Source organism: Nitrospira sp. SG-bin1 (assembly GCA_002083365.1).
Lineage (GTDB): Bacteria > Nitrospirota > Nitrospiria > Nitrospirales > Nitrospiraceae > Nitrospira_D.
The window spans coordinates 87,980-112,276 of sequence record LVWS01000007.1 but is presented as its reverse complement, the minus strand read 5'-3'; the positions used below and the strand labels follow the sequence as shown (position 1 = coordinate 112,276).

General features: G+C 59.2%; 24 protein-coding genes. 21 read left to right on the top strand and 3 right to left on the bottom strand.

Annotated elements, in window-relative coordinates:
• The first annotated feature begins 1 nt into the window (after nucleotide 1).
• The 3 genes from A4E19_14175 to A4E19_14165 all read left to right on the top strand — a co-directional run bounded on the left by A4E19_14175 (nucleotide 2) and on the right by A4E19_14165 (nucleotide 4,764).
• Complete coding sequence (locus tag A4E19_14175) at nucleotides 2-541, top strand: hypothetical protein (protein ID OQW37304.1); 540 nt, start codon at nucleotides 2-4, stop codon at nucleotides 539-541.
• Nucleotides 542-1,130: 589 nt separating this feature from the next.
• Nucleotides 1,131-2,219, top strand: a complete 1,089-nt coding sequence (locus A4E19_14170; protein ID OQW37303.1) for a hypothetical protein — start codon at nucleotides 1,131-1,133, stop codon at nucleotides 2,217-2,219.
• Nucleotides 2,220-2,484: 265 nt separating this feature from the next.
• Nucleotides 2,485-4,764, top strand: coding sequence for a hypothetical protein (locus A4E19_14165; protein OQW37302.1), 2,280 nt, complete (start codon nucleotides 2,485-2,487; stop codon nucleotides 4,762-4,764).
• A 249-nt stretch (nucleotides 4,765-5,013) separates the two neighbouring features.
• Here the strand turns inward: A4E19_14165 and A4E19_14160 are convergent, their stop codons facing one another.
• The 3 genes from A4E19_14160 to A4E19_14150 all read right to left on the bottom strand — a co-directional run bounded on the left by A4E19_14160 (nucleotide 5,014) and on the right by A4E19_14150 (nucleotide 7,941).
• Complete coding sequence (locus A4E19_14160) at nucleotides 5,014-5,397, bottom strand: hypothetical protein (protein ID OQW37301.1); 384 nt, start codon at nucleotides 5,395-5,397, stop codon at nucleotides 5,014-5,016.
• A 160-nt stretch (nucleotides 5,398-5,557) separates the two neighbouring features.
• Entirely contained in the window at nucleotides 5,558-6,550 is a 993-nt protein-coding gene (locus tag A4E19_14155; protein OQW37300.1) for a hypothetical protein, read from the bottom strand.
• A gap of 11 nt (nucleotides 6,551-6,561) precedes the next feature.
• A complete protein-coding gene (locus tag A4E19_14150; protein ID OQW37299.1) occupies nucleotides 6,562-7,941 on the bottom strand; it encodes a hypothetical protein in 1,380 nt (459 codons plus the stop codon).
• Between the two features lie 534 nt (nucleotides 7,942-8,475).
• Here A4E19_14150 and A4E19_14145 point away from each other — a divergent pair.
• From A4E19_14145 to A4E19_14060, 18 genes are all read left to right on the top strand, one after another.
• The gene (locus A4E19_14145) at nucleotides 8,476-8,973 is read left to right on the top strand and encodes a hypothetical protein (GenBank protein ID OQW37298.1); all 498 of its coding nucleotides are present in this window, start codon (nucleotides 8,476-8,478) and stop codon (nucleotides 8,971-8,973) included.
• Nucleotides 8,974-9,118: 145 nt separating this feature from the next.
• The gene (locus A4E19_14140) at nucleotides 9,119-9,397 is read left to right on the top strand and encodes a hypothetical protein (protein OQW37353.1); all 279 of its coding nucleotides are present in this window, start codon (nucleotides 9,119-9,121) and stop codon (nucleotides 9,395-9,397) included.
• 100 nt (nucleotides 9,398-9,497) lie between these two features.
• Nucleotides 9,498-9,704, top strand: a complete 207-nt coding sequence (locus tag A4E19_14135; GenBank protein ID OQW37297.1) for a hypothetical protein — start codon at nucleotides 9,498-9,500, stop codon at nucleotides 9,702-9,704.
• 111 nt (nucleotides 9,705-9,815) lie between these two features.
• Nucleotides 9,816-10,334: a hypothetical protein gene (locus tag A4E19_14130; GenBank protein OQW37296.1), complete on the top strand. Its 519-nt coding sequence runs from the start codon at nucleotides 9,816-9,818 to the stop codon at nucleotides 10,332-10,334.
• Nucleotides 10,335-10,389: 55 nt separating this feature from the next.
• Nucleotides 10,390-10,875, top strand: coding sequence for a hypothetical protein (locus tag A4E19_14125; GenBank protein ID OQW37295.1), 486 nt, complete (start codon nucleotides 10,390-10,392; stop codon nucleotides 10,873-10,875).
• Between the two features lie 18 nt (nucleotides 10,876-10,893).
• Nucleotides 10,894-11,727, top strand: a complete 834-nt coding sequence (locus tag A4E19_14120) for an oxidoreductase (protein OQW37294.1) — start codon at nucleotides 10,894-10,896, stop codon at nucleotides 11,725-11,727.
• Entirely contained in the window at nucleotides 11,717-12,745 is a 1,029-nt protein-coding gene (locus tag A4E19_14115) for a hypothetical protein (GenBank protein ID OQW37293.1), read from the top strand. Before A4E19_14120 ends, A4E19_14115 begins: the two co-directional genes overlap by 11 nt.
• An 88-nt stretch (nucleotides 12,746-12,833) precedes the next feature.
• A complete protein-coding gene (locus A4E19_14110; protein ID OQW37292.1) occupies nucleotides 12,834-14,000 on the top strand; it encodes a glutathione-dependent formaldehyde dehydrogenase in 1,167 nt (388 codons plus the stop codon).
• A gap of 265 nt (nucleotides 14,001-14,265) precedes the next feature.
• Entirely contained in the window at nucleotides 14,266-14,766 is a 501-nt protein-coding gene (locus A4E19_14105; protein ID OQW37291.1) for a hypothetical protein, read from the top strand.
• 84 nt (nucleotides 14,767-14,850) lie between these two features.
• Nucleotides 14,851-15,378, top strand: coding sequence for a hypothetical protein (locus A4E19_14100; protein OQW37290.1), 528 nt, complete (start codon nucleotides 14,851-14,853; stop codon nucleotides 15,376-15,378).
• Nucleotides 15,379-15,438: 60 nt separating this feature from the next.
• On the top strand, nucleotides 15,439-16,236 hold the full coding sequence (locus A4E19_14095; protein OQW37289.1) for an oxidoreductase: 798 nt from the start codon (nucleotides 15,439-15,441) through the stop codon (nucleotides 16,234-16,236).
• 83 nt (nucleotides 16,237-16,319) lie between these two features.
• Nucleotides 16,320-16,748 carry a hypothetical protein gene (locus A4E19_14090; GenBank protein OQW37288.1) on the top strand — a complete coding sequence of 143 codons (429 nt, stop codon included), beginning with the start codon at nucleotides 16,320-16,322 and terminating at the stop codon, nucleotides 16,746-16,748.
• A gap of 239 nt (nucleotides 16,749-16,987) precedes the next feature.
• Nucleotides 16,988-17,491: a hypothetical protein gene (locus A4E19_14085; GenBank protein ID OQW37287.1), complete on the top strand. Its 504-nt coding sequence runs from the start codon at nucleotides 16,988-16,990 to the stop codon at nucleotides 17,489-17,491.
• A 114-nt stretch (nucleotides 17,492-17,605) separates the two neighbouring features.
• Entirely contained in the window at nucleotides 17,606-19,792 is a 2,187-nt protein-coding gene (locus A4E19_14080; GenBank protein OQW37286.1) for a hypothetical protein, read from the top strand.
• A gap of 72 nt (nucleotides 19,793-19,864) precedes the next feature.
• Nucleotides 19,865-20,572: a 4Fe-4S ferredoxin gene (locus tag A4E19_14075; protein ID OQW37285.1), complete on the top strand. Its 708-nt coding sequence runs from the start codon at nucleotides 19,865-19,867 to the stop codon at nucleotides 20,570-20,572.
• 11 nt (nucleotides 20,573-20,583) lie between these two features.
• Nucleotides 20,584-21,918 carry a hypothetical protein gene (locus A4E19_14070; GenBank protein ID OQW37284.1) on the top strand — a complete coding sequence of 445 codons (1,335 nt, stop codon included), beginning with the start codon at nucleotides 20,584-20,586 and terminating at the stop codon, nucleotides 21,916-21,918.
• Entirely contained in the window at nucleotides 21,896-22,915 is a 1,020-nt protein-coding gene (locus A4E19_14065) for a hypothetical protein (GenBank protein ID OQW37283.1), read from the top strand. The genes A4E19_14070 and A4E19_14065 overlap by 23 nt, the downstream gene beginning before the upstream one ends.
• Nucleotides 22,916-23,034: 119 nt before the next feature.
• Entirely contained in the window at nucleotides 23,035-24,285 is a 1,251-nt protein-coding gene (locus A4E19_14060; protein OQW37282.1) for a hypothetical protein, read from the top strand.
• Nucleotides 24,286-24,297 lie beyond the last annotated feature (12 nt).

The window sequence follows — 24,297 nt, the reverse complement described above, 5'->3', positions numbered from 1 at the left end:
CATGAGCGAAGCCTGGAAACGACTATGGTTCGATGGTTTCACGAGCAGCGCCGCCGTCGCAGTGACGGCGGCGCTGCGGAGTCGGATCGAAGGACGCTCGGTCTGGAAGCCGATCAATGCCATCAGCCATATTGTCTGGGGACGGCATGCTGCAAGGCGAGGAGAACGCACGTTCCGTTACACCGGCACGGGTCTTGTCCTGAATCTGGCGGCTTGTGTATTTTGGGCCGCCTGCTACCAAGCTTGGCGTCGAACGATGCCAAGGCCGGATTCGTTCCTCACCACAGCTGCTATCGGTGCCGGGACTTCGGCGATAGCCTATATCACCGATTATCATCTGGTGTCGCATCGATTCACGCCTGGGTTCGAATTAAGCCTCTCGCGGCGTAGTTTCCCCTGGATCTATGGAGCACTTGCGGCCGGGCTGTTTCTGTCGGAATGGCTCGGCATTGCTTCGGCAACCGGATATTTGCAACCAAAGAGACACCAGGGCGCATCTTTGCCCCATCCTCGCAAGAGCGCCGGTTCGGACGCCGACTAAACCATATTTACGAAATGGTGTCAGTGGTGAGGGAACAAGCTACAGATCGATGGACGATCGAAAGGTGCGTCGTAGCCTGTAGGTGGATCAGTCTGTTCACCCTGTTGATGATCGCCCCGGCATGGGGTGACGAGGAACAAACTGCGGCCCCCGGCGGCATAGTCAACGGTGTGTCGTCAGAGGAGAATATATCCACTGGGTCTAAGCAACCTGAGCTGACCGGTTTGGACAACACGCCTGAAGGAGGCGCTCTACCTGGCGGCACAGTACCCGGCGGGACCTGGCCTAATGTCACTCCTCCCGGTGGGATGGTTCCCGGCGGAACCTGGCCTGAGGTCACTCCTCCGGGTGGGACGGTGCCAGGCGGGACCTGGCCCAATGTCACGCTTCCCGGTGGGACGGTGCCCGGCGGGACTCTACCGAGTGCGAATCTTCCAGGCGAAGACCCATGACGAGCTGCGGTGGTGGCTTATACAGAGCAGGAAATCTTCATGAAGAAGCGACCGTCGAGCGGATAGGGAACGGCAGATGTACGCGGAGCGGTGACCGGCTGTCCTGAATGCCGTATCGAGACCAGGGAAGAAAAACCATGCGCGAGCCGGCGAAGGTTTCAGGTCCGGCAGCTGAACGCGTAGTTCGGCCCACGGTCATTGTGATCGGAGTCGCGCTGGCGCTGCTCGTTCCTCTGGCGCTGTTGGGCTATGCCGCGACCGCATTGTTTCTCGTGTTCGGCGGGGTCCTCTTCGCCATCTTGTTGCGAATGTTGGCGGACCGCCTTGCCGCGCTTTTGCCGAGTTCACTCGAAGGGGGAGCGCTCGCCATCGCTGTATCGCTCTTCGTGGCCGTAATCTGGCTTGCCGCTCTACTGTATGCGCCAAGAATCTCGGATCAGCTCGATCAGCTCGTCGATCAGCTTCCCGCCAGCATCGACCACTTCCGGAAGCAGCTTGAAGGGCAGCCCTGGGGTGCATGGCTGGTCGCCAAAAGCCAAGCCGCTCTATCGGAAGAGTCCAAGGCTATCGATATCGGAGGCCGGCTGTTTGCCTATCTCTTGCAAGGAACCGGGGCGGTCCTCATCGTGGTGTTTCTTGGAGTCTATTTCGCCGCGTCCCCCCGCCTGTATCTGGACGGGCTCGTGCGGTTGCTGCCCTTTCAATCGCGGAGTCTCGCGCGAAACGCGCTGGTCACGGCAGGCCGTGATCTTGAGCGGTGGCTTGTAGGCCGTCTCCTGGCGATGGCCTTCGTCGGTACGGCGACCGGCGCCGCGCTTGCGGTGATGGACATTCCCTTGGCCTTGTTGCTGGGACTCTTGGCCGGCCTCTTCGGGTTCATCCCGTATGTCGGTCCGCTGTTGTCGGCCATTCCGGCCGTCCTGATCGCTCTTCAACAGCAGGGCGTCTCCAGCGCCATGGGAATCGTTGGCTTGTATGTCGCTGTTCAGATCGTCCAGGACTATGTGTTGACGCCGCTGATCCAACAACGCACGGTGTCGCTTCCGCCGGTGCTCACGCTGGCCTCGCAGATGTTCGCCGGCATCTGGGTGGGACCGATCGGCGTCACGTTCGCGATGCCGCTGACCGTGGTCCTGAAGGCCTTCGTGCGCAAACTGTATCTGGAGGCGTACCTCGGCGATCATGGCGCTGACACGGATGAGCCCCGCTCGCGAGCAGCGGCCTGAAGGCACGCATGACTCGATCAAGACAGACAAAACTAACACGACGGCAAAAGAATAGGAGTCCGGATGAATGCGGCCATCGGACCCTCGCGAAAGTGGAATCGAAAATAAACGAAGCGGACGTTGATGTACAGATCTACACCTGCACGGACTGTGGGAAATCTTTCGTGATCAATGCCTGGTAGATGCGTCGTGAAGACGGCGAGCCGGAAGTTCTAGGAAGCTGAGGCTAGCCAGACAGACAAACAACGAGACAAACCGGACAAACATGATTCCTCGACGCGCATTTTTGCGATGGTCTCTGGCATGGCCGTTTGCGCTTCCGGCGGTCCCAAGTGGATTGCTGCAGGCGGCCGATCGTAAAGACGGACAGCGGGATGAGACGCTGACAAAAGGACGGCCGACGACCGCCGAGGGCCTGTCCGAGGCGATCGTCATGAAGCACGAGAATCTCTTCTTTGTCGCGCAACCAGACGGCAACGTGCCGTTCACGGATTCCCACGGCTTGGGGCTGTACTATCATGACTGCCGCTATGTGAACGGCTATGAGATGGAGTTGGCGGGAATGAAGCCGGCTCACCTGTCCGCCTCGTCGGTCCAGGGGGCCGTGGGTGTGTTTACCTTGACGAATCCCACCATCGAGCTGCTTGACGGGACCGTGATCGAGAAAGAGCAAATCGGCATCACGTGGCGGCGGCTGGTCGATAATGAGATTCCGGCCTTGCGCGACCGCGTGCTGTTCCAGAACTTTACGCTTCGCCCCATCGAGCTGCCCGTCACACTGGCGATTCGATCCGCCTTCGAAGATTTATTCGCCGTGCGAGGCTTGCTCCACAAACAGTTCGGTCGATTGCGTCCGCCGTCCTGGGACGGCGACACCCTACGGTTGTCCTACGACGGCAAAGACGGCATCGTCCGCACGCTGGCGGTTCACTACGATCCGTCCCCCCGTCAGCGCAGCGGCACGAGGGCGGATTTTCTCGTGCGACTGGATCCGCGGGGACGGCGGCAACTCGATCTCGCGTTGGTCATCGCAGAATCGAACGACCGGCCGGCACGTACAGGAAAACCACATCTCTCCGAGCTGACCGCGGTGGAGACCGATCTTGAACGGGATGCTCAAGCCTGGATACGGCATGTCGCCAAGGTGTCCGGTAACGGGTCGTCCCTGGACGAACTCATGGATCGATCTTTCCGTGGCCTGCGGGTCTTGCGCTCGCATCTGGGCGATGAAACCTATTTCGCGGCGGGGGTGCCCTGGTTCGTCACGCTCTTCGGCCGGGACAGCCTGATCACCGCATGGCAAATGCTGGCCTATCACCCGCGGATCGCCGAGCAGACGCTGCGTCTGTTGGCTCAATATCAAGGCACGCGGGAAGACGCCTGGCGAGACGAGGAGCCGGGGAAGATTCCGCACGAGTTGCGGGTCGGCGAAATGGCCAACATCGATGCCATTCCGCACACCCCGTTTTACGGCACCGTGGACGCCACGCCGCTGTTCCTCATGCTGCTGGCGGAACACGCGGCCTGGACCGGCTCGTTGAATCTGTTCCAAGAACTGCGAGATTCCGTGGAGCGGGCCTTGTCCTGGATGGACCGCTACGGTGATCGCCATGGCGAAGGCTATCTCACCTATGACAGCCGCGCGAAGGACAAGGTCATCAACAAAGGATGGAAAGATTCGGGCGATGCCATCGTGAATGCCGACGGTCGCTTGGCGCAGCCGCCTATCGCGCTCGTGGAAGTGCAGGGCTATGCCTATGCCGCCAAACTCGGGATGGCCCGGCTCTTCGAGCGGGCCGGGGATCCCGAACGGGGCGCGAGTCTCAGACGCGACGCTCAACGCCTACGCGAGCGGTTCAACCGGGACTTTTGGATGGAGGCACAGGGTTGTTACGCACTCGCGCTGCAGGCCGACGGAAAGCCGGCCGCCGTCATCTCATCGAATCCCGGCCACGCTCTCTGGACCGGTATTGCCGATCAGGACAAGGCCGAACGGACGATCCGGCGACTGATGGCCGAGGACATGTACAGCGGATGGGGCGTGCGGACCTTATCCTCACGAGAGCGCGGCTACAATCCCATCGGCTATCATCTCGGCACGGTATGGCCGCACGATAATTCGATCATCGCGGCCGGTTGTCGCCGTTACGGTTCGGATGACGCCGCGCTGCGCATCTTTCATGGGTTGTTCGATGCCGCGTTTCATTTCCGCGCGCACCAGTTGCCGGAAGTCTTCTGCGGCTTCGGACGGGCGGAGTACGAGATACCGATCAATTATCCCGTGGCCTGCCATCCGCAGGCTTGGGCCTCCGGGGCGATCCCGTTTCTTTTGACGACGCTGCTCGGCGTGACGCCGGATGCGTTCGCCGAGCGGCTGCGCATCGTCAGGCCTCTCTTGCCTGATTCTCTCGATCGTTTGGATCTCCGCAATCTGGAGGTGGGGCCCGCGACCGTCGATCTCCATTTTCAGCGGGGCAAGCAGGGGATTCACGTCGATGTGGTCAAGCTGGACGGAGAGCTGGACATTCAGGTGGATAAAGGCTAGTGGAGAGTGGGGTGACGGGACAGACCAGACAGACCAGACAGACGAGATAGACCGATAGACAGAATAGTATGTCGCCACGAAGACGCAGGCCGCGGCGGGCCCCGATCAAAGAACCGCCGCGACCTAGGCCGATCAAAAAAGATCCCCCGCCGCAAAAGCCGCCGGTGGAAGAGCCGCCGCCGCGTCCGTCCGACGCGCCGCCGATCGGCGATCCCGCCTTCGACAGACCGAAGAACACTAATCAACCAGTTATCCGCCGCAGGTGACGGTCATCGATTCGATGTCGTCGCTTAGGTTGTACTCACTGAGTTCCGCGACTCGCTTATTGGGAGTCAGGACCAGCTCGGTCCCAGCGTAATCCTTTTTTGAATACGCCTTCACAGTTGCATTCGGACCGACGATGATGCTTTGAATCTCATCGTTCCAATTCCGGCCCTTGTAATCTTTCAGCGTGGGAATTTGCGCAGGGCCTTGGATCTTGAGGTGGGGATCATTCTTATCGAAGTCACTGTCCTCAAAGATTTCTGCCCAACACTGGTTGTCCACGACCTGCAACTCTTTCTCGGCCAAGACCGGCGCGGTGACGAGCAACGATCCCACCAAACCAGTCGACAACCAAAACGCATATTTCATAGTGACCTCCTTGTGGTTAATGGAAAGACTCTCATTCGTGATGTGGCAATCAAAAATGCAAGCTCTATACCTTCGCCGCGGTTCTTATTGTAGGCTCTGGACTCTGTGCTGGGACCGGATGTGGCGGACTGAACGACCATCCTGCTCTCTTGTCGGATTGTTACTCAAGCACCGCAATGGGGCGGCGCTTCATTGTCTCGCGCGCGAAGTGCTCCAGTTCCTCGTAAAAGAGATCTATCGTTGTTCCCAGGTCATCGAGCATTTCAGTGCGAGCTCGTAAATCCTTGATGCCGTATGTCCCGCCCTCGCCGAACAGCAGGGCGATGTGCTTGTGTTCGTTCTCGGAGCCTTGGTCGCCGAGGCGACCCTTGCCCTTCCAATCATCGATCAATTGTTCACGCAGGCTTTTCTCGTCGGCGCCGCCGACTCGACGGTTTAGAAACCGCCAGACTACGTCGGGAAACAATTCAGAGCGGTCCGGCCCTTCCCAGATGTCTTTGAGGTGGTTGCGACGATGATGAAACTTATGGTCTCTGATATCCCAGAGCGCGAGACCGCCGAACATTCCTCCCAGGGCGCCTCCGGTCACCGCCACCACGCCGTCGGCAACGGACTCGCCCACCAAGGTGAGCCCGCCGGTCACAACAGAAGTGAGGGTTGTGAGGAGGATCGACGTGAGGGTGAGCCGGGCAAAGCGCCGACTCTGGGCCTCCTCCATCTCGTCCGCCAAGCGGTCGGCGCGCGCCTGTTCGCACCGCACTTCGACGGCGACGCTGGAAGTTTCCAGCGAGGCCAGCAAGATTGCCTGCATGATTTCCTGCCGGAGAATCATCAGGCGTAGTACCGCCCCGACGCGCTTCTGTTCGACCTCAGCTTCCGTGAGAGGTATCCGTCCCACGAGCGGGCCGATGTCGAGCAATCCGGCGAATGCAAGGGATTCGCGCGAGAACCCTTCCACTTGAGTGTCCTGAGTCACTGTAGGCCAGATGGGCTGAGGGGTAGCGTACGGCGGAGCTGCACGTGGGGCGGCCTTGCATCGCGCGGCATAGCGCTGGTCGCGTTCATCCGTGGGGACTCCGCCGACCGATGCGCAGGAGGCCGAGGCGATCATGCAAGCCAGCAGAGCGCCTGGAAGATTGAATCGTGGACTCATAGGTCACGGGGTCACGCGGACGAGGTATCCGATCGCTCACGTGCGACAGGCGTTGGTGAATAACGCGAGGCGGCGGAGCGGCCTCCGTCCTCCAACACAGCCATGGCCTCCTGGAATTCCCGCTCGACTACTTCGATGCCGATGCGATCACTCAAGCGCTTGCGGCTCTCTTCATGGACCGCCACAACATGGCGGCGCAGGGACGCTCGGTCCGCCGGACGGCGGGTATGGACCGCCACGGTGCGCATGGTCTGCAACATACGCGCGGCGATAACCGTCGTTTCACCCCCGAAGGAATGGATCTGTTCGAACGACCGGTCGACCAGGTCGGCGAACGTGACTGGCCGAGTCACCAGCCGCGGCCGCCCTTCACCGTCGCGCTGGACGGCGGGCGGAAATCGTCGTTCGGCCAGCAGGCTCAGGGCGGCTCCGAGGCGATCGAGGCACAGCATGGTGGCGAAGGTGTCGTTGCGTCCGGGAGAAAGACCTCGAATCGCGACTTGCACCAGTTGATTGAGACCCAATTCAATATCCTCTTCCAACGTGCGTTTGGATTCCATGGGCACGGCTTTTCGCACGGCATGCGCCGGAACGCCAATGCTCGAAGGTCCGCCGATCGTGGCCAGGTTGTCTCCCTGTCGGACGAAGTGACCGACGCCGAATTCCAGACGGATGACGGCGCCGTGGCGCCGGGCGAGCGCCAGCAACCGTTCGTGGTCGATCATCCGTACATATCCCGTCGAGTCCGCCGTCACGATGGAGGAGCCGATCATCTGCGGCGCCGGTGAATCCTCCTTGTCCGCCTCTCCGTCCAGTGGCTCGGTGGTCCGATGGATCACTCGTTCAAGATTCCATCCGATGGCGGCGACGAGATTCGGGGCATCCATGTTTTCCGACATGTGATAGAGAAAGTAGACCAGCATGCCGAAGGAAACCAAGGCGAGGAGGATGCCGAGCGTGACCGCGATCCGGGGAACCGCCTCGTCGTTGCCCGCGCTGTGGACCAACCGGAGGACAAGAAGCGAGTACACGAGCGTGGCGAGGAAGGAACCCATGACGAATTGAGTGGTGAGATTGCGCATGAAGGTGCGGATGGCGAGGGTCCCGTAATGCTGAGCGATGAACGTGACCGCCGTCACGGTGATCGAGAAGGACATGGTCACAATGGCCACCATGGCGGCCGCGGTGGCGGAGAGCAGCTGCCGGGCGGTGGTTTGACCTCCGCTGAACAGCCACCACATCGGTCTCAAGCGGCTATCCACCAACCGATCCAATGCATCCATTGAAAAGGCGAGGATGACGGCCGACAGGACCATCGCGAAGGGGACGATCCAGTCGTGTCTCTGCACACGGTCCAGCAGGCGATCGACTTGTCTCCGGAGATTCGTCATCGCAATCCTTCGTTGCTGAGGGTGATTCGCTGCCGATCATCCTCGGCCGGTTATGAGCGGGAGTTCATGATGGCATGGTTAGCAAACCCTAGACCTGATACTCACGTTCGGTCCGCCGATTTGACCGACGTTGTCGGCATTGCCCGACAGATGTCCCGATGTGGCGGTGAGACATCGGTGTTCGAGAATATCGGTTCAAAGGAATAAAAAGACGCTGCCTCGTGCAGTACACAAAGCTGAGACTAGAAATCTTCAGTCCATTCTGTCCGTCCCAAGACAGGTTGTCGCCCTCGTTCCACCATTCCGATAGAGAGTCCACGAGAGAACCTGTTCTCTCTATTGCCAAAAAATCTCTCTTTCCGAACTTAAAACCGTCGGCCCGCAAGTTGCTTGACAACCTAGCATTACACAATGGGCTGGAGGGAATGCGAGCGAAGCATGTCCTCCTGTCAGGCCGTCCATGCCGTGGAAAATTGTTCCAGTTAGCCTATCAATTCAATCAATCAAAAGGCGATGAGACGAGTTATCGGACATATGATCTCCGTCTTTGCCTGTGGCGCACTCTTGCCTGTCTTTGTCTGTGCCCAAGAGGCCATTCTGCCGCAAGGGGATCCTCGGCTTCAGGGACCTGAGGCAACGGAACAAGACCGGCGGGAGGAGATTCGGAGAAACCGGCTGAAACAACAAGGGCAGGGAGAAAATTACCGGATTGAAGGAGAGCCACAAGGCGGAACCAGTCGTCCAACACCCGGTCGAACACCCGACTCCGGTCGCCAAGATACAGGACTTGCCGACCCCAGTGTGAACCCCGGCCAGGCCGCCGGCATGAAAAGCATACGCGGAGAGATCGTCAAATCCGAGAACAATACGCACACGGTAAGGCAGAAGTCGGGCGACGATACGATCTTCGTCGTTGACGACTATACGAGAGGCGACACAGACCTTCGTCCTGGGGATCTCATCAGTGGCTCTCTGACGCAACAGGGTCGGGCGGTCATCGTGAAGAAAGAACCTCGATCAGAGCGGCGATGATCCGATGAAAAAGCTCAAGTCCGGTCACAAAGGCCCATCGCTCAAGCGTTCGCCACGTCGCGTGGATAAACCGTCAACGTCCAGCGATAACCTGTCGGTGCCTAAGCCACAATATGTTGAAAGGAGTATACCAATGGCCGAATCAATGACGAGTTGGAAACAAGATACGGATGCTCAGGAAGCTCAAGAGCACGGCGAAGGGAGAGTCGCGCGGACCATCGAAGAACAGACGGCCAAGCTCCCCTCAGACGCCTGGCTGTGGGCGGCGTTCGCGTCGATCGGCATTTCCATGGTTTTGCACGCCAGTGGAAGAAGGCAAGACGGCCTTTTTGTCGGCCAATGGGTGGCTCCGTTCTTATTGTTCGGCGTGTACAACAAGATCGTCAAAGTGGCGGGATACGATCGCACGACTCGGGGGTCGTGAGCCGTTGTCGTCCAGTGCCGATGATGATGACAGCCGTCACGGAGGGACGCGGAGGCGGCGAGGCGCAAACAATGGGTGCTGATCTCGAAGATCGCATAGCATGAAACAGCTGAAGTCCGGCGACAAGGTGCGATGGAATACACCACAAGGGGAGACGGCGGGGCGAGTCGTGAAAAAACTGACTTCGCCGACCAAGGTGAACGGCCACAAGGCGGCTGCCTCGCGTGAACAGCCGGAATATCTTGTGCGCAGCGGGAAAAGCGGAAAGAAGGCGGCTCATAAACCGGGGACGTTGAAAAAGATGTAGTGGAAGCCCGACACCATGTCGCCGAAGCCCGACACCATGTCGCCATGGACCAGGAAGTAAGAGAAACGTCTCCCGTCCGACGCGACCCGGACAGGATTAATACCATCACAGGTGAACAACGAAAAAGAAAAAGGATCGGTGAAGAACATGAAGAACAAGAACACTCCCATGAGTATGAAGATGGTTTGTGTCGCGACCGGTTTGGGGATGATCCTGTTGATGTCGGGTACGGTTCTGGCGGATCAATCAACCGGGCAGATCCCTCCGGCATATGGACATGGAGATGATCTCAAACTGCCGAATGGAGTGATCGGGGTGATCATACAAGTGGCCGCCGACCGCATCGGTGAGCCGGCGGCTCTCTACGTCATGAAGGTTCGCCAAGATGGCCCCGCCCAGCAAGCTGGATTGAGGCATGGGGATGAGATCGTGGCGGTGAACGGGATCCCTGTGAGGGGAAAGAGTTACGAGCAGGTCGTCTCGATGATACGAGGAGAAGCGGGGACGCCCGTGAAACTGGAGGTCAAGGGCATCCGAGACCTGTCCATCGTGCGCGTGGACGGCGACAAGCTCATGGCGGAGGGTCAGTCTGAATCGCCCGGCGGCCAAAGCGGGAAGAATCGACCATAAGCCATGTGACGAACAGCCGGTTCAGATGACGATCGGTACACATACAGGAGGATCCATGATGAACTCCATCAACAAACTCTGCCGGGTCGTTGCCATTGTCCTTGCCGTGTTACCTGCCTGCACCGGTCGTTCGTCGGACTCACCTAAAGCCGACTTGACCGGGGAATATCGCATCGTCAGCGGAGAGCGGGACGGCGCTCCGATCGATCAGAAAGAGTTGGATGACGCCGCAATCTATATCAACGACAAGACCATCATCGCCTACGATAAGGAACGGAAGGAAATGTTTGCCGCGACCTATACGCTGGAAACGAAACAATCTCCGTGGCGGATCACGATGGTCAGTACCAAGGCGCCCGATGTCGGCGTGGTCGCCAAAGGGTTGGTCGAGTCGGACCAAGATCGGGTCAAGCTGATCTACGCGCTGCCGAACGGCCAGCCTCCGACGGACTTCAAGGCCGGAGCACAGCAGCAGATGTTCGTGCTCGCGAAGACGAGCGCCGCCACTCCGGATGTCGCAACGAATCCGGCCGGCACGTAAAGCTCGGAAGGATCGACAATGGATGAGGCACCACGATCCCTTGCGCTCGTCACCGGTGCTTCGACGGGTATCGGCTACGGACTCGCTCAGTGCTGCGCTGAAGCCGGGTTCGACCTCTTTATCGCCGCCGATGAACCGGCCATCGAACACGCCGCAGAAGACTTCCGGGCCCTGGGCGCATCAGTCACGGCGGTCCAGGCCGATTTGGCCACCCACGACGGTGTGGCGCAAGTCTGCGAGGCCGCGAAGGGGCGACCGATCGATGCGCTGTTGGCCAATGCCGGTCGAGGTCTCGGAGGAGCGTTTCTCGATCAACGCCTTGACTCGATCCGCCATGTTCTCGACACCAATATCTACGGAACGATCCTGCTGCTCCACCAAGTCGGCGCGCAGATGCGCGCCCGAAAGCGCGGCCGCATATTGATCGTGGGGTCCATCGCCGGCTTTGTGCCGGGTTCGTTTCAGGCGGTGTACTGCAGCACCAAGGCCTTCCTCGATTCCTTTTCCATCGCCCTTCGCAATGAATTGAAGTGCAGCGGAGTGACAGTCACCTGTCTGATGCCGGGACCGACCGACACGGAGTTCTTCAGACGCGCCGGCATGATGGACACCAGAGTGGCTCAAGAAGAAAAGGATGACCCGATCGAGGTGGCAAGGATCGGATTTCGGGCCATGATGCGCGGAGACGCCGATGTGGTCAGCGAATGGAAAAACAAGCTTCGGTCGGCGGCGGTCCTTCTGACGCCGTCCACCGTGCTGGCCGAAATGCATCGACGATGGTCCGAACCGGGCTCCGGTGAGCCTGCGGCCATACTTACCGTGGAACAAGAGGGAAGAAGTCATGGTCACTAGGGAACAAGCACAAGCGACGCCATCGGACGAACAACAAGTCGGAGAGGATTCGAAATCGACGACACCTCCGCGACGCAAGACGAGCCCTCGCAGCCATCCGGACCGCAACGGCGCCGTGACGAACGGCGGTCCGACTCAGGAGCAACGACTGGCAGGCGGCATGGGCTTGTTCGGCATTGGACTGGGCCTTGCGGAACTTCTTGCGCCGGGACGAGTGGCGGCGATGGTCGGGGTCAGCTCCGAACATCGGACCCTGATCCGACTGATGGGGTTGCGCGAATTTGCCAGCAGCGCAGGAATCCTGACGGACCGGTCTTCGGCCGGTGCCGTCTGGTCCAGAGTCGTGGGCGATGTTCTGGACTTAGCCCTGTTGGGTGCGGCCTTCACCTCGAGTCGATCCAATCGAGCCAGGCTCGCCGCGGCGACGGCCTCTGTCGCCGGCGCCATGGTGATGGATGTCATCACCGCGCAGCAATTGAGTCGCGGCGTTGAAACGAGAAATGGGGTGATTCCGGTCACCGCGGCGCTCATCATCGATCGCCCGCGAGAAGAGCTGTACCGCCATTGGCGTGAGCTGAGCCATCTACCGCAATTCATGAAGCACTTGGAGCGTATCCAGGTGATGGATGCCAGCCGATCCCACTGGGTCGCCAAAGGGCCGGCAGGTTCAACGATCGAGTGGGATGCCGAGATTATCGAAGATCGGCCGAGCGAGTTCATTGCATGGCGTTCCGATGCAGGGTCGGCAATCGACTATGCCGGTTCCGTCCGGTTTGATCAGGCTGTCGGAGGTCGGGGCACGATCGTGAAGGTGAACATGCAGTATCGACCACCTCTTGGAACGGTCGGCGCGGCGGTCGCGGCCTGGTTCGGCAAGGATCCGAATCAAACCGTGAAGATGGATCTGCGCCGTTTCAAGCAAGTGATGGAAACGGGAGAAGTCATCACGACCGAAAGGCAGCCGGCGGGACGGCCGGAGAGCACCTCGTGGAAATACGATCAAGCCGTGAGGCGCTGAAACCCTGCGGTTACGAGTGGCGACCTTCACGTCTCTCCCCGAACTCGAAACACGGTACTCGAAATCCAAAACTCGATACGGAGTCACCATGAAAGCCAACTGTTGGTACGGCAAACAGGACATGCGTGTGGTCGAGGTGCCTGAGCCGAAAATTCTCAACAAGCACGATGCGATCATTGAAGTCACCTCGACCGCGATCTGTGGGTCGGAGTTGCATCTCTACAACGGCTTCGTGCCGACCATGGAACAGGGCGACATCATGGGCCATGAGTTCATGGGCGAGGTCGTCGAGGTCGGTCCAGACGTCAAGCATCGGCGTGTCGGCGATCGTGTCGTCGTGGCGTTTCCGATCTCTTGTGGGCAGTGCTTCTTTTGCAAAAAGGAACTCTACTCGCTCTGTGAAAATACGAACCCCAATGCGTGGATGGCGGAAAAATTCTTCGGCCATTCTCCGGCCGGGATCTACGGCTACTCGCATTTGACCGGCGGCTTCGCCGGAGGCCAGGCCGAATATGTTCGAGTGCCGTTCGCAGACGTCGGGACGGTGAAAATAGAAAACGGCTTCACCGACGAGCAGGTGCTGTTTCTTTCTGACATTTTCCCGACGGGCTATATGGCCGCCGAACAGTGCAACATTCAACCGGGAGATACGGTTGCCGTCTGGGGGTGCGGACCGGTCGGTCAGTTCGCGATCCGCAGCGCCTTCATGCTCGGTGCCGAGCGTGTGATCGCCATCGATCGCTTTCCGGAGCGGCTTCGAATGGCGCGCGACGGAGGAGCGGAAACCGTCGACTACGAAAAAACGGACGTCTACGACACGCTCATGCAGCTGACCGGCGGGCGCGGGCCCGACTCCTGTATGGATGCCGTCGGCTTGGAGGCCCACATGCCCGGGCCGTTGTATTACTACGATCGGATCAAACAGACCTTGATGTCCGAGTCGGATCGCCCCATTGCATTACGGCAAGCCATCATGGCCTGTCGCAACGGAGGAACGGTGTCCGTACCGGGCGTGTATGGCGGGTTGATCGACAAAATGCCGATGGGGGCCGTCATGAACAAGGCGCTCACCATCAAAACCGGTCAAACCCATGCTCAACGGTATTTCAGGCCGTTGCTCGATCGGATTGTAAACGGGGACATCGATCCGAGCTTCGTCGTGACGCATCGGATGAAGCTGTCGGAGGCATCGGAAGGATTCGCCATGTTCAACCAAAAGGAAGATGGCTGCATCAAAATCGTGATGACGCCGTAAGCCGATGGCGTATGGCATGCGACGTTCGTTTAGAAAGCTCCCACACCTCCCGCCCGTTCAGACTATTCAGGGTGCTCCTTGCACTTGCGTCACGCGTAATACATGAAGGCATGTAATACACATGTAAAAAGCGAATGCATTCAGTCATCTAACTAGGGGGTGCGCTAGGTCAAAAACGTCCCTCCGCGGACTAGCTTGAGAACGCGCGTATGGACTTCTCGATGGAGAAGCTTGTGTGGTGGACACCATAAACCAGGAGGGATTCATGAAGTTCAAGACCGCCGTCGTCGGCTTTGCGTGTGTGGCTCTTTGCTCCCAGGCAGGAATCGGCCTCGCTGCGTGGGGAGACGGTCCCGGCTGTGGGCTTGGGAAGATGTTGTTCGACAGAGAACCCAAGTCCATTATCATGCAGCACCTTGGATCCACATCGAACGTGCCTTCCCAACCGTTCGCGATCAGCAGCGGAACATCCGGCTGCACGAACAACGGGATGATCGTCAAAGAAGACCGGGCGACCGTGTTTGCAAGCATCAATTTTGATCATCTCGCACAGGAGATGGCGCAAGGGTATGGGGAACATCTGGTCTCGTTGGCGACGCTGCTGGGAGTGTCAGCGGAGCGTCAACCGGAATTCTTTTCGTTGGCACAGGACCGATATCTCAGTTTGATGCGAGCGGGAGATGCTTCACCGAAGGCCATGTTGGAAGCATTACAGGCTGCCATGGCCGGGCGATCCATCCTGGCCCAAGCTTCCACGAATCGTTAAGGCCGTGCGCTGGCTCCCTACCTTGTGGTCGGGAGCCGGCCGGCCGTGAGGAGTCATCATGCATGATCGTGCAGGAAGAACATGATGCATCCACGATCGATGGGGACAGAGATCTATAGCGCCGAGGAACGGAAGAATATCGATCTGGTGAAAGAGTACATGGGAATCGCCTATGACCCGAACCGGGCGAGTGCTCAAGCGGTGGCGCACTTGTGCGCTGCCAACAACCGCTTTATCGCTCCAACGACGTTCCCGGACCTCCATACCCTGGAAGAGTATGCCGACGACCATGGCCGTCTCATGAAGCAGGTGAACGACTTACACCTCGTCAGTTTCGACGTCCTGTTCGCGAAGGACGATCGAGTATGCATGCGATATACGGCTCAGGGGACGCACGGCGGTGAACCACATCAGGGCATCCCTCCCACCGGGAAAAAGTCGCGATGGACCGCTTGTGCCTTGTTTCGGGTGGAAAACGGAAAACTGGTCGAGTTCATCAAAGAGTGGAACAAGCTGGCGATGTGGGAACAGTTCGGCTGGCCTGCCGAGGAATGCTTGATATCCGGGCACGAAAGAGGTCAAAGGGTAGGGTCCAAGAAGCCGACTGGATAATCTATAAGTTGTTGTTCACGACCCTTGGATCCGGCGGTGTCGCGGACAAGGAAAAGATGTATGACTGCACAACCAAACCAGGGTTTCGCGCTGGTGACCGGTGCATCCACCGGTATCGGATACGAACTCGCTAAGCGCTGCGCGGAAGACGGATTCGATCTGCTCATTGCCGCAGATGAGGCGGCCGTTCACGAGGCTGCCGACAAGCTCCGAGAAATCGGCGGAATGGTGGAAGCCGTCGAAGCGGATCTTTCCACCGTCGAAGGCGTCGATCGATTCTACAACGCGGCGAATGGCCGTCCGATCGACGTGCTCATGGCCAACGCGGGGCATGGACTAGGGGGAGCATTTCTCGATCAGGACTTCACTGAAGCGAGGCACGTCCTCGATACGAACATCACCGGCACCATCTACTTGATTCAGAAGGTCGGGCGAGAGATGAGGGTCAGGCGGAAAGGGCGCATCCTGATCGTCGGCTCCATCGCCGGGTTCATACCCGGCACGTACCAGGCGGTCTACCACGGGACGAAGGCCTTTCTCGATTCATTCTCATTTGCGTTGCGGCATGAACTCAAAGATACGGGAGCGACCGTGACGTGCTTGATGCCCGGTGCGACCGACACGGAATTTTTCGAGCGGGCCGACATGCAGGACACGAAGATCGGACAAGGAAAGAAAGATGATCCGGCCGAGGTGGCGAAACAAGGTTACGACGCCATGATGCGCGGTGAAGGGGATATCGTCACCGGATGGAAAAATAAACTTCAATCGGCCATGGCGGCCGTCATTCCGTCGGACATGCTGGCGGAGATCAATCGGCGCATGGCAGAGCCTGGAACGGGCAAGAAGGCGGCCTAGGGCCGTGTGATGGAATCGAAGGGGATCGAATCGATGGGACTTCCAGCTCACCCGTAGAGATGTGGGCTCAAGAGGAGGGACGTATGCCGACTCAAAGGACCACGCGACGCGCGGCTCGAACAAACCGTTCCCGCAGCGGCAGAAGTACCGGTCAAAGAAGTACCGGCCGTTCGAGAGGTTCAAAGCCGAAGCATGTAAAATATTCAAAATGGATCGATTCGCCGGACGACCATGAAGACCGCAAGGGGCAGTCGTTGGCGACGCGCAATCACGAGGTGATTCGGCAATGGGCCGAGTCGCGAAAGGCCAGGCCATCGGTCGTCGGCGATACTGAAGGGCGAGACGGTGCCGGCGTGCTGCGCATCGACTTTCCCGGTTACGGCGGAAAGCGCTTGAAGAAGGTCGAATGGAAGGAATGGTTCGACACGTTCGACAAGCGGAAGCTCGTATTTCTGTACCAGGAGCACAAGCGGGATGGATCTACGAGTACCTTCTTCAAGCTGGCGGCCTGAGAGGTCCGGTCATGCTCGACACAGGAGCCGGTGAGAACTGAAAATTCGGCCGCATTGCAGAACCGGGAGCTGCCGTTTCCTTTAAAATCGCCCTCCTCTGCGGATTCATCTGATTGGATAGCTTGTCTGAGAAGCGGACAGGTTGTCCGCCTGTTTGACGCATTCGGCTTTGCCACCACGGCATCCGTGGTAGGTCTGTTCTTTGCAATTCCGCAGGTGTGACGAGTCACTGCTCGATCATGCCAGCCCTGCTCGTGCTGCTGTTGACCGGTGTGGTAGCCGCCGGCGGGGGCTTCCTGTATTCCGCCGGCAGCTCCGACTCGAGCGGCCAGGACATGCAGCCTGTCGCGTTCAGCCATGCGCGGCATGCCGGGCAACTGCAAGTGGATTGTTTGTACTGCCATCGTTTTGCCGCCGTCTCCGCGACGGCCGGGGTGCCGTCCGTGCAACTGTGCATGAGCTGCCATCATAATCTGATCGACGAAAACGAGCAGGCCAAAACACTATCGAGGTACTGGGACAGCCAAGAGCCGATACCATGGACGAGACTGCAGCGGCTGCCGGACTTTGTTTATTTCACGCATGAAATGCATCTGAGGACCGGGTTGCAGTGCGCCGATTGCCATGGTCACGTGGAACGCATGTCACGGACTCCGCGCGCCGCGAGTTACGAAATGGGTTGGTGTCTGACTTGTCATCAACAGCGTGGCGCACCCTTGGACTGTTTGGCATGCCACAAGTAAGAACCGTGAAGCGTGAAGGGACGGTCATTCCGCTTTGGTGGAATCCTAGGACCAATGGCAATGATCGTTGATGTCAGACTTAAGCAATACGTTTCATGAACGACGAGAGACGAGATGGATCTAAGACGACGTACCTTCCTCAAGGCGGCTGGTCTGGCCGCGGCAGGATCGCTGCTTCCCGGCTGCGAGCGCGAGATGCATCGCTTAGTCCCGTACGTTCTGCCCGACGACGAGATCGTGCCGGGAGTCGCCGATTGGTATGCCTCGACTTGCCGTGAGTGTTCCGCCGGATGCGGGACGATCATTCGGGTTCGTGAAGGCCGAGCCAAGAAAATCGAAGGCAATCCCGACCATCCGTTGAATCGCGGGAAGCTGTGCGCAAGGGGACAAGCCTCGTTGCAAGGTCTCTACAACCCCGATCGGCTCAGGCGACCGTTTCAACGAGAGGGCCGTCGAGGTGAGGGAACGTTCGTTCCGATAGAGTGGGAAGAAGGCCTGCGTCGTTGTGCGCAGGCATTGCAAGATTCGCCAGTTCCGCCGCTGATGGTGACGCGGCCTCTATCCGGAACCCTTGCCCGATTGTTGTCCGACTTTATGGATTCCGTGGGAGGCACGCTCTACTTCTATGCTCCGGATGCCGAATTGCCTTTGCATGCCGCATGGCGAGAGAGCATGGGTTCCGACGTCGTGCCGTTTTACGACCTGGCCGAGGCGGATTATCTGCTTTCTTTCGGTGCTCCTTTTCTCGAACACTGGCTGTCACCGGTCGCCATGGGGATCGCCTTCGGCCGGATGCGGCAGGGGCGCTCGACGGTACGTGGCCGGTACATCCATATCGAGCCACGGATGTCGCTGACAGCCGCGAATGCGGACCAATGGCTTCCCATTCGACCTGGCACGGAAGGGGTGCTCGCCCTGGGCATCGGGCGGATCATTCTCGATACGCATCGACCCATGTCGGCAGGGAAGGCGCTCGACCGATTTCACAAGTTTTATGGCTCTGTTCGGCTGAGCGAGGTGGAGAGCGCCACGGGCCTCTCGCGAGACGTGATCGATCGTCTGGCTCGTGACTTCGCGTCCGCGCGGGCCCCGCTCGCCATCGGAGGCGGCACGAGCTGCGCTCAGACGAACGGCACGGTCTCGCTGATCGCGATCAACGGCTTGAATGCGCTGATCGAGAGTTTGGGCCGGGAGTCCGTGGCACGTGGCTTTCGGCGCGATCATCCCGGTCGTTCGATTCCCTGGTTGACCGAACGTACGGTATTCGAGTTGGTCAGCGAGCAGGAGAAAGCCGGCTCGCAGCCCGTACTCATGCTGTACGGGTGCAATCCGGTCTTCACGATGCCGCCGTCGATCCCGATCAAGCCATTGTTCGAGCGTGCCTCGTTCATCGTGAGCTTCAGTTCATTCCTCGATGAGTCCACCGAGTGGGCCGATCTCCTCCTGCCGGATCGGGACGCGCTGGAGTCCTGGGGCGACCATGTCGTCGAGACCGACACACAGGCGATTGGATTGTCGCAGCCGGCTGTCATGCCGTTGTATGACACCAGACAGATCGGCGACACGATTCTGGATGTGGGTCGCCGGCTGAATCTTGGTCACGCTCACGCAGGGACGTTCCACGATTTGCTGCGCGAACGGTGGAAAACGTTTCTTGCAGGGAAGCCTCACGAAGAGGCGCCCGATTGGTTCGAGAGGGCTTGGATCGATCATCTTCAGCTAGGAGGATGGTGGCCGGAATCGAACAGAAGCGCGCGACCACCGAGCTTCGTTCCCTCGCGAGGGTTCGAGACGGCGCGGTTTTCCGGCGAAGAGCGCGAATTTCCATTCGTTCTCCATCCCTATCCCTCGATGGCTGTCGGCCATGGCGAAGGAGCCAATCGGCCATGGCTACAAGAATTACCCGACACGTTGACGACCGTGGTGTGGGGCTCTTGGGTGGAAGTCAATCCCGCGACAGCGAAGGAGCTGGGCATCGGCCAAGGCGATCTCGTGCGGGTAATTTCGCCAGTCGGATCGCTCACCGCGCCGGTCGTTCTCTTTCCGGGCATCCGCCCGGATGTCGTGGCCATGCCACTCGGACAGGGGCATTCGAGCTATGGTCGGTACGCGAAGCACCGCGGTGTGAACCCTGTGGGATTGCTGGCCCCGGCCCTGGACACGGTGACCGGAACTTTGGCAGCGGGCGCCACCAGGGTTCGCATCGAGTCCACCGGAAAAAAAGGACGTCTGGTGACGCTCGAACAACCCGCGATGGAACAGAGCGACTTGATCACGGTTGAACGGCGACATGGAGCGTGAAGCGTATCTCGTGAAGCGTCGTTCGCTTGCTAGATACGAGAGACGAACGACGAGTGACAACAGAGAGGTCATATGAGCGATTCACAAAATAATAAACCCCATAAATGGGAGATGGTCATCGATCTCGATCGCTGCACCGGCTGCGAAGCCTGTGTCGTGGCTTGTCATGCGGAGAACAACATTCGCATTTCGGGAGAAGACGAGGCGGCACAGGGCCGTGCGATCAATTGGATCAGGGTGGAGCGTTACTGGGAAGGGGAGTACCCCAACGTCCAGGCTCGATTCATGCCGGTGCTCTGCCAACATTGCGATGATGCCCCTTGCGAGCCGGTCTGTCCCGTGTACGCTTCGTACCACACTCCTGAGGGGCTGAATGCGCAGGTCTACAATCGCTGTATCGGGGTCCGCTATTGCGGCAACAATTGTCCCTACACGGCGCGGCAGTTCAACTGGTTCGACCCGCACTGGGATGAACCGCTTGCGGAACAGCTCAACCCCGACGTGACGGTACGGCAGAACGGCATCATGGAAAAATGCACGTTTTGCGTGCAGCGCATCCGGCAAGGCAAAGAGCAGGCGGAAAAAGAAGGCCGGCCGGTCCGCGACGGAGACATCCTTCCGGCCTGCGTGCAGACCTGTCCCACCTCGGCATTGGTGTTCGGCGACCGCAACGATCCCGACAGCCGTGTCTCGAAATTGGCGCGCCGAGACCGCGCCTTTCATCTGCTCGAATCGCTCGGGACGCATCCGGCCATCACCTATTTGAAACGGCTGACATAAGACATCCGAAGATGGAACGAGAGAAAAGACATTGGGAACAAATTCCGAAGATCAATCACGATCTATTGGCGCCCCTGCTCGGGACCCATTGGACCTACTTTCTCTTGGTCGCGGCGCTGGCCTGTCTTGTGGCGGCCGGCGCGGGCGCATGGGCCTATCAAGTCCAAACCGGCATCGGACAAACCAATATGCATCCGCCGATCTTTTGGGCGGTCTATATCGCGTCGTTCATCTTCTGGGTGGGCGCAAGCCACTCAGGCACGTTCATCTCAGGCGTACTGCGCCTTACCAACGCGGAATGGCGCAGACCGGTCACACGGATCGCCGAATTGATGACGTTTATTTCATTGGTGATCGCCACCTTGTTCGTCTTCTTCCATCTGGGGCGCGTCTGGCGCTGGTACTACCTGATTCCCGTCCCCAATCAGCGGGAGCTGTGGCCGAATTTTCGGTCGCCGCTCATGTGGGATGCGACCGCGGTCTTCACCTATGCAACCGCCAGCACCATCTACCTCTATCTGCCGCTCATTCCCGATTTCGCGCTGCTGCGGGAGCGCATCGGCGGCTGGCGCAAACCGCTGTACCGAGTGCTCTCGCTCGGATGGACCGGCACGCAGAATCAATGGCAGGCCCTGGAAACGGCCCTCCGGATCATCACGCCGTTGATCGTCATGGTGATGGTGTCCGTCCATTCGATCGTCGGATGGGATTTCGGCGTGTCGCTGGTTCCCGCATGGCACTCCACGATCTTCGCGCCCTATTTCGTCGTGGGGGCGGTGCATTCCGGCGTGGGATTGGTCGTGATCGGCCTGTACGTGCTTCGCAAGATCTATCGCCTTGAAGACTACATCGGGCTCGAGCATTTCGACAAAATCGGCAAGTTGCTGATCGTGACGACGCTGTGCCTGGCCTATCTGTATTTCGCCGAATTGCTCACCATCTGGTACGGGAACATTCCGGATCACATGTGGGTGGTGGATGCGTTGTTGAGCGGCCCCTTTGCCGTGCCCTTTTGGTTCATGGCGACCTGTATCTACCTCATCCCGCTGGCCACGCTGACGAGCCCGACCTTTCGCCGCTGGCCGTTGGGCGTCATGATCGTCGGCGTTCTCATCAACATCGGCATGTACATCGAGCGCGTGTTGATCCTGGTTCCGCCGTTGTCCTATCCCCGCTTGCCGTTCAATTGGGGAAGTTATTTTCCCTCCTGGGTGGAAATGACCATCATCGCCGGATCGTTGGCGTTGGCGGTCCTGCTCTATGTCTTGGCCGTCAAGGTCGTCCCGGTGATTTCCATTTGGGAAGAAAAGGAAGGACTCCTCCATGGCAGCCGTCACGGAGAATGAAATGGCGGTGTCGGCTCTCTTCGAGCCGGCCGGCTATCCGGACTCACTTCTCGAAAACCTTCGGAAGGCGGGCGTGCCGGAGGAGGCGGTGGAGGTCCTGTCGCCGTTGCCGCTCCCTGAGGCGGCCGTGTTGCGTCCTGGGCCTGCTCCGCTGCACGTCATCACCATCATCGCGGGTCTGGTGGGCATCTGCATCGGTGTCTTCTTTGCCGGCGGCACGGCGCTTCTCTATCCCATCGCGACGGGAGGAAAACCGATCGTGGCCCCCCCGGTCGTCGGCATTATCGCCTTTGAAACCATGATGCTCCTGGCGATCGTCACGACATTTGTGGCGATGCTCATCCGGCTTCGTTCGGGAAACCGGTCCGCCGCCGAGCGTGATCCGCGCGTCGATGATGGGCTCATTGAGGTGATCCTCTCTTTGCCGCCGGATTCGCCTCTGGCCGAGAGGGTAGACGCTCTCTTGCAGCAGGCCGGCGCGCAGGACATCAGGCATCGCCGGCCGACGACGTCGGCGCTGCCCGCAGGGGAACGAGAAGGACAGGCCGCCACCGCCATCCTCGCCGCGCTCTGTCTCTTGTGCACAGTGCAAGCTTGTTCGCGCGACATGCAAGAGCAGCCGTCCTATCAGCCCCAGGAAGTGCCGCGCCTCCATTCGCCGGTGGGAAGTGTGCCGCGCGACAGCCGGTCGGTCATTCGGCGCCACGATGCCCCTGCGACGCTCCATGAGGGAGGTAGACTCTTTCGCATCAATTGTTCCCATTGTCATGGAATGGATGGAATGGGCCATAGTCCTGTTGTCCCATTTCTAAAGGAAAAACCGGCGAACCTGCTTGACCCGGAGGTACAGGAATTATCCGAAGAAGCGCTCTACGACACGGTGACGAATGGACTCGCAGTCGAGGGGAGGGATGTGATGCCGCCCTTTAAAGGCGAGCTGTCCGCCGAAGAACGGCGTTCCGTAGTCAGGTACGTCGAATCATTGTCCCAATCTTAACCGTCGCGCGTGGTTCGTGAAGCGTGGATCGCCGAAAGCGGTCATTGGTCAATGGGTCATTAGTGAGGCAAATGACCAATGACTGATGAGCAGTGACTCGATCGACCCACATATCCATCATGCCGACACTTCCTGCCATCGAATTTCCTCTGATCGGAAACAGCCTCGCGGTCGGCCTGTTCGCGCTCCTGCACATCCTGCTCGCCGGGTTGGGGGTCGGTTTCATGATGCTCGCCCCGCTGGCCGAATCACTGGGAGAAACGCGCCCGTGGTTGCTCGAGGCCGCCCGTTCGATGACCAGGTTTACAGTCGTCACCTATACGGCGAGCATGGTGTTGGCGGTCGTCATGGTGGATCTGTTCATCGGTTTGTTCCCATTGACGAACCAGCACCTGTTCAACCGATTCCGATACCCCATCTTCGTCGCGATGATCGCCTTTCTCTTGCAGCTCTTCGCGCTCTATCCCTACTACCACTATTGGGATGCGCTGCGCGCGAGGAGCCCGGGCGTCCATCGCGCACTCGGATTCCTCGCGGCCGCGCTCATGTTTATCTGGGTCGCCGTGCTCGACGGAATCGGGTCGTACATGCTGACTCCGGCGGAGTCCGACGGCGCGTGGAGTCGTCTTTCGAATCCGACCTGGGTTCCACTGGTCGTGCATCGATTTTTTGGGAATCTCGTCATGGCCGGATATGTGATGGCGGGATATGCCGCCTGGCGGCTCGTCGTCGCGCGAAGGGAGGACGCCGATTACTATGTGCGGCTCTTGAAGATAGGCCTGCTGATCGGATTCATCATGTTGATGATTCAGCCGCTGAGCGGATTGCTCTATGCCCAGGCAATCAGCTCATCCACGCCTGACGCCTATCGACAACTGACGCAGGGACCCTATCAACCATGGGTCTATGCGCAGTTTGTGCTGATCGGTTCGTTATTCCTCGGCAGTCATCTGTGGCTTCAGAACGCACCTTCGAGGGGGAAGGCGGCGCGATGGATCGTTATGGCTGCCGGCTTGCTCGCGCTTGCGATGGTACTGTCGGTCGGCCATCCGGATCTTCGGCGCGTCTGGACGTTTGCCCTGGTGATTCTGAGCGCCGTGGCGCTATACCGAGCCCGCGGCCTGTTCACGGAAGTTGCGCCCGCTCAACAATATCAAAGGCCGTTCATTCGATATCTTTCAACCGCGCTGGCGATCATCGCCGCGTTGACGTACTTGACGATGGGTACTATCAGGGAGACCGCGCGCCGTCCGGATACAGTGCGAACGATCATCTCACTGCACGATGAAGCCAGGCAACCGGCGCTGGATCGACCAGGGAAGGCCGAGGGCCAGGCTAAGGGTAAGGCTGAGAGTAAGTTTCCTGATTAGTCTCAACCTGAG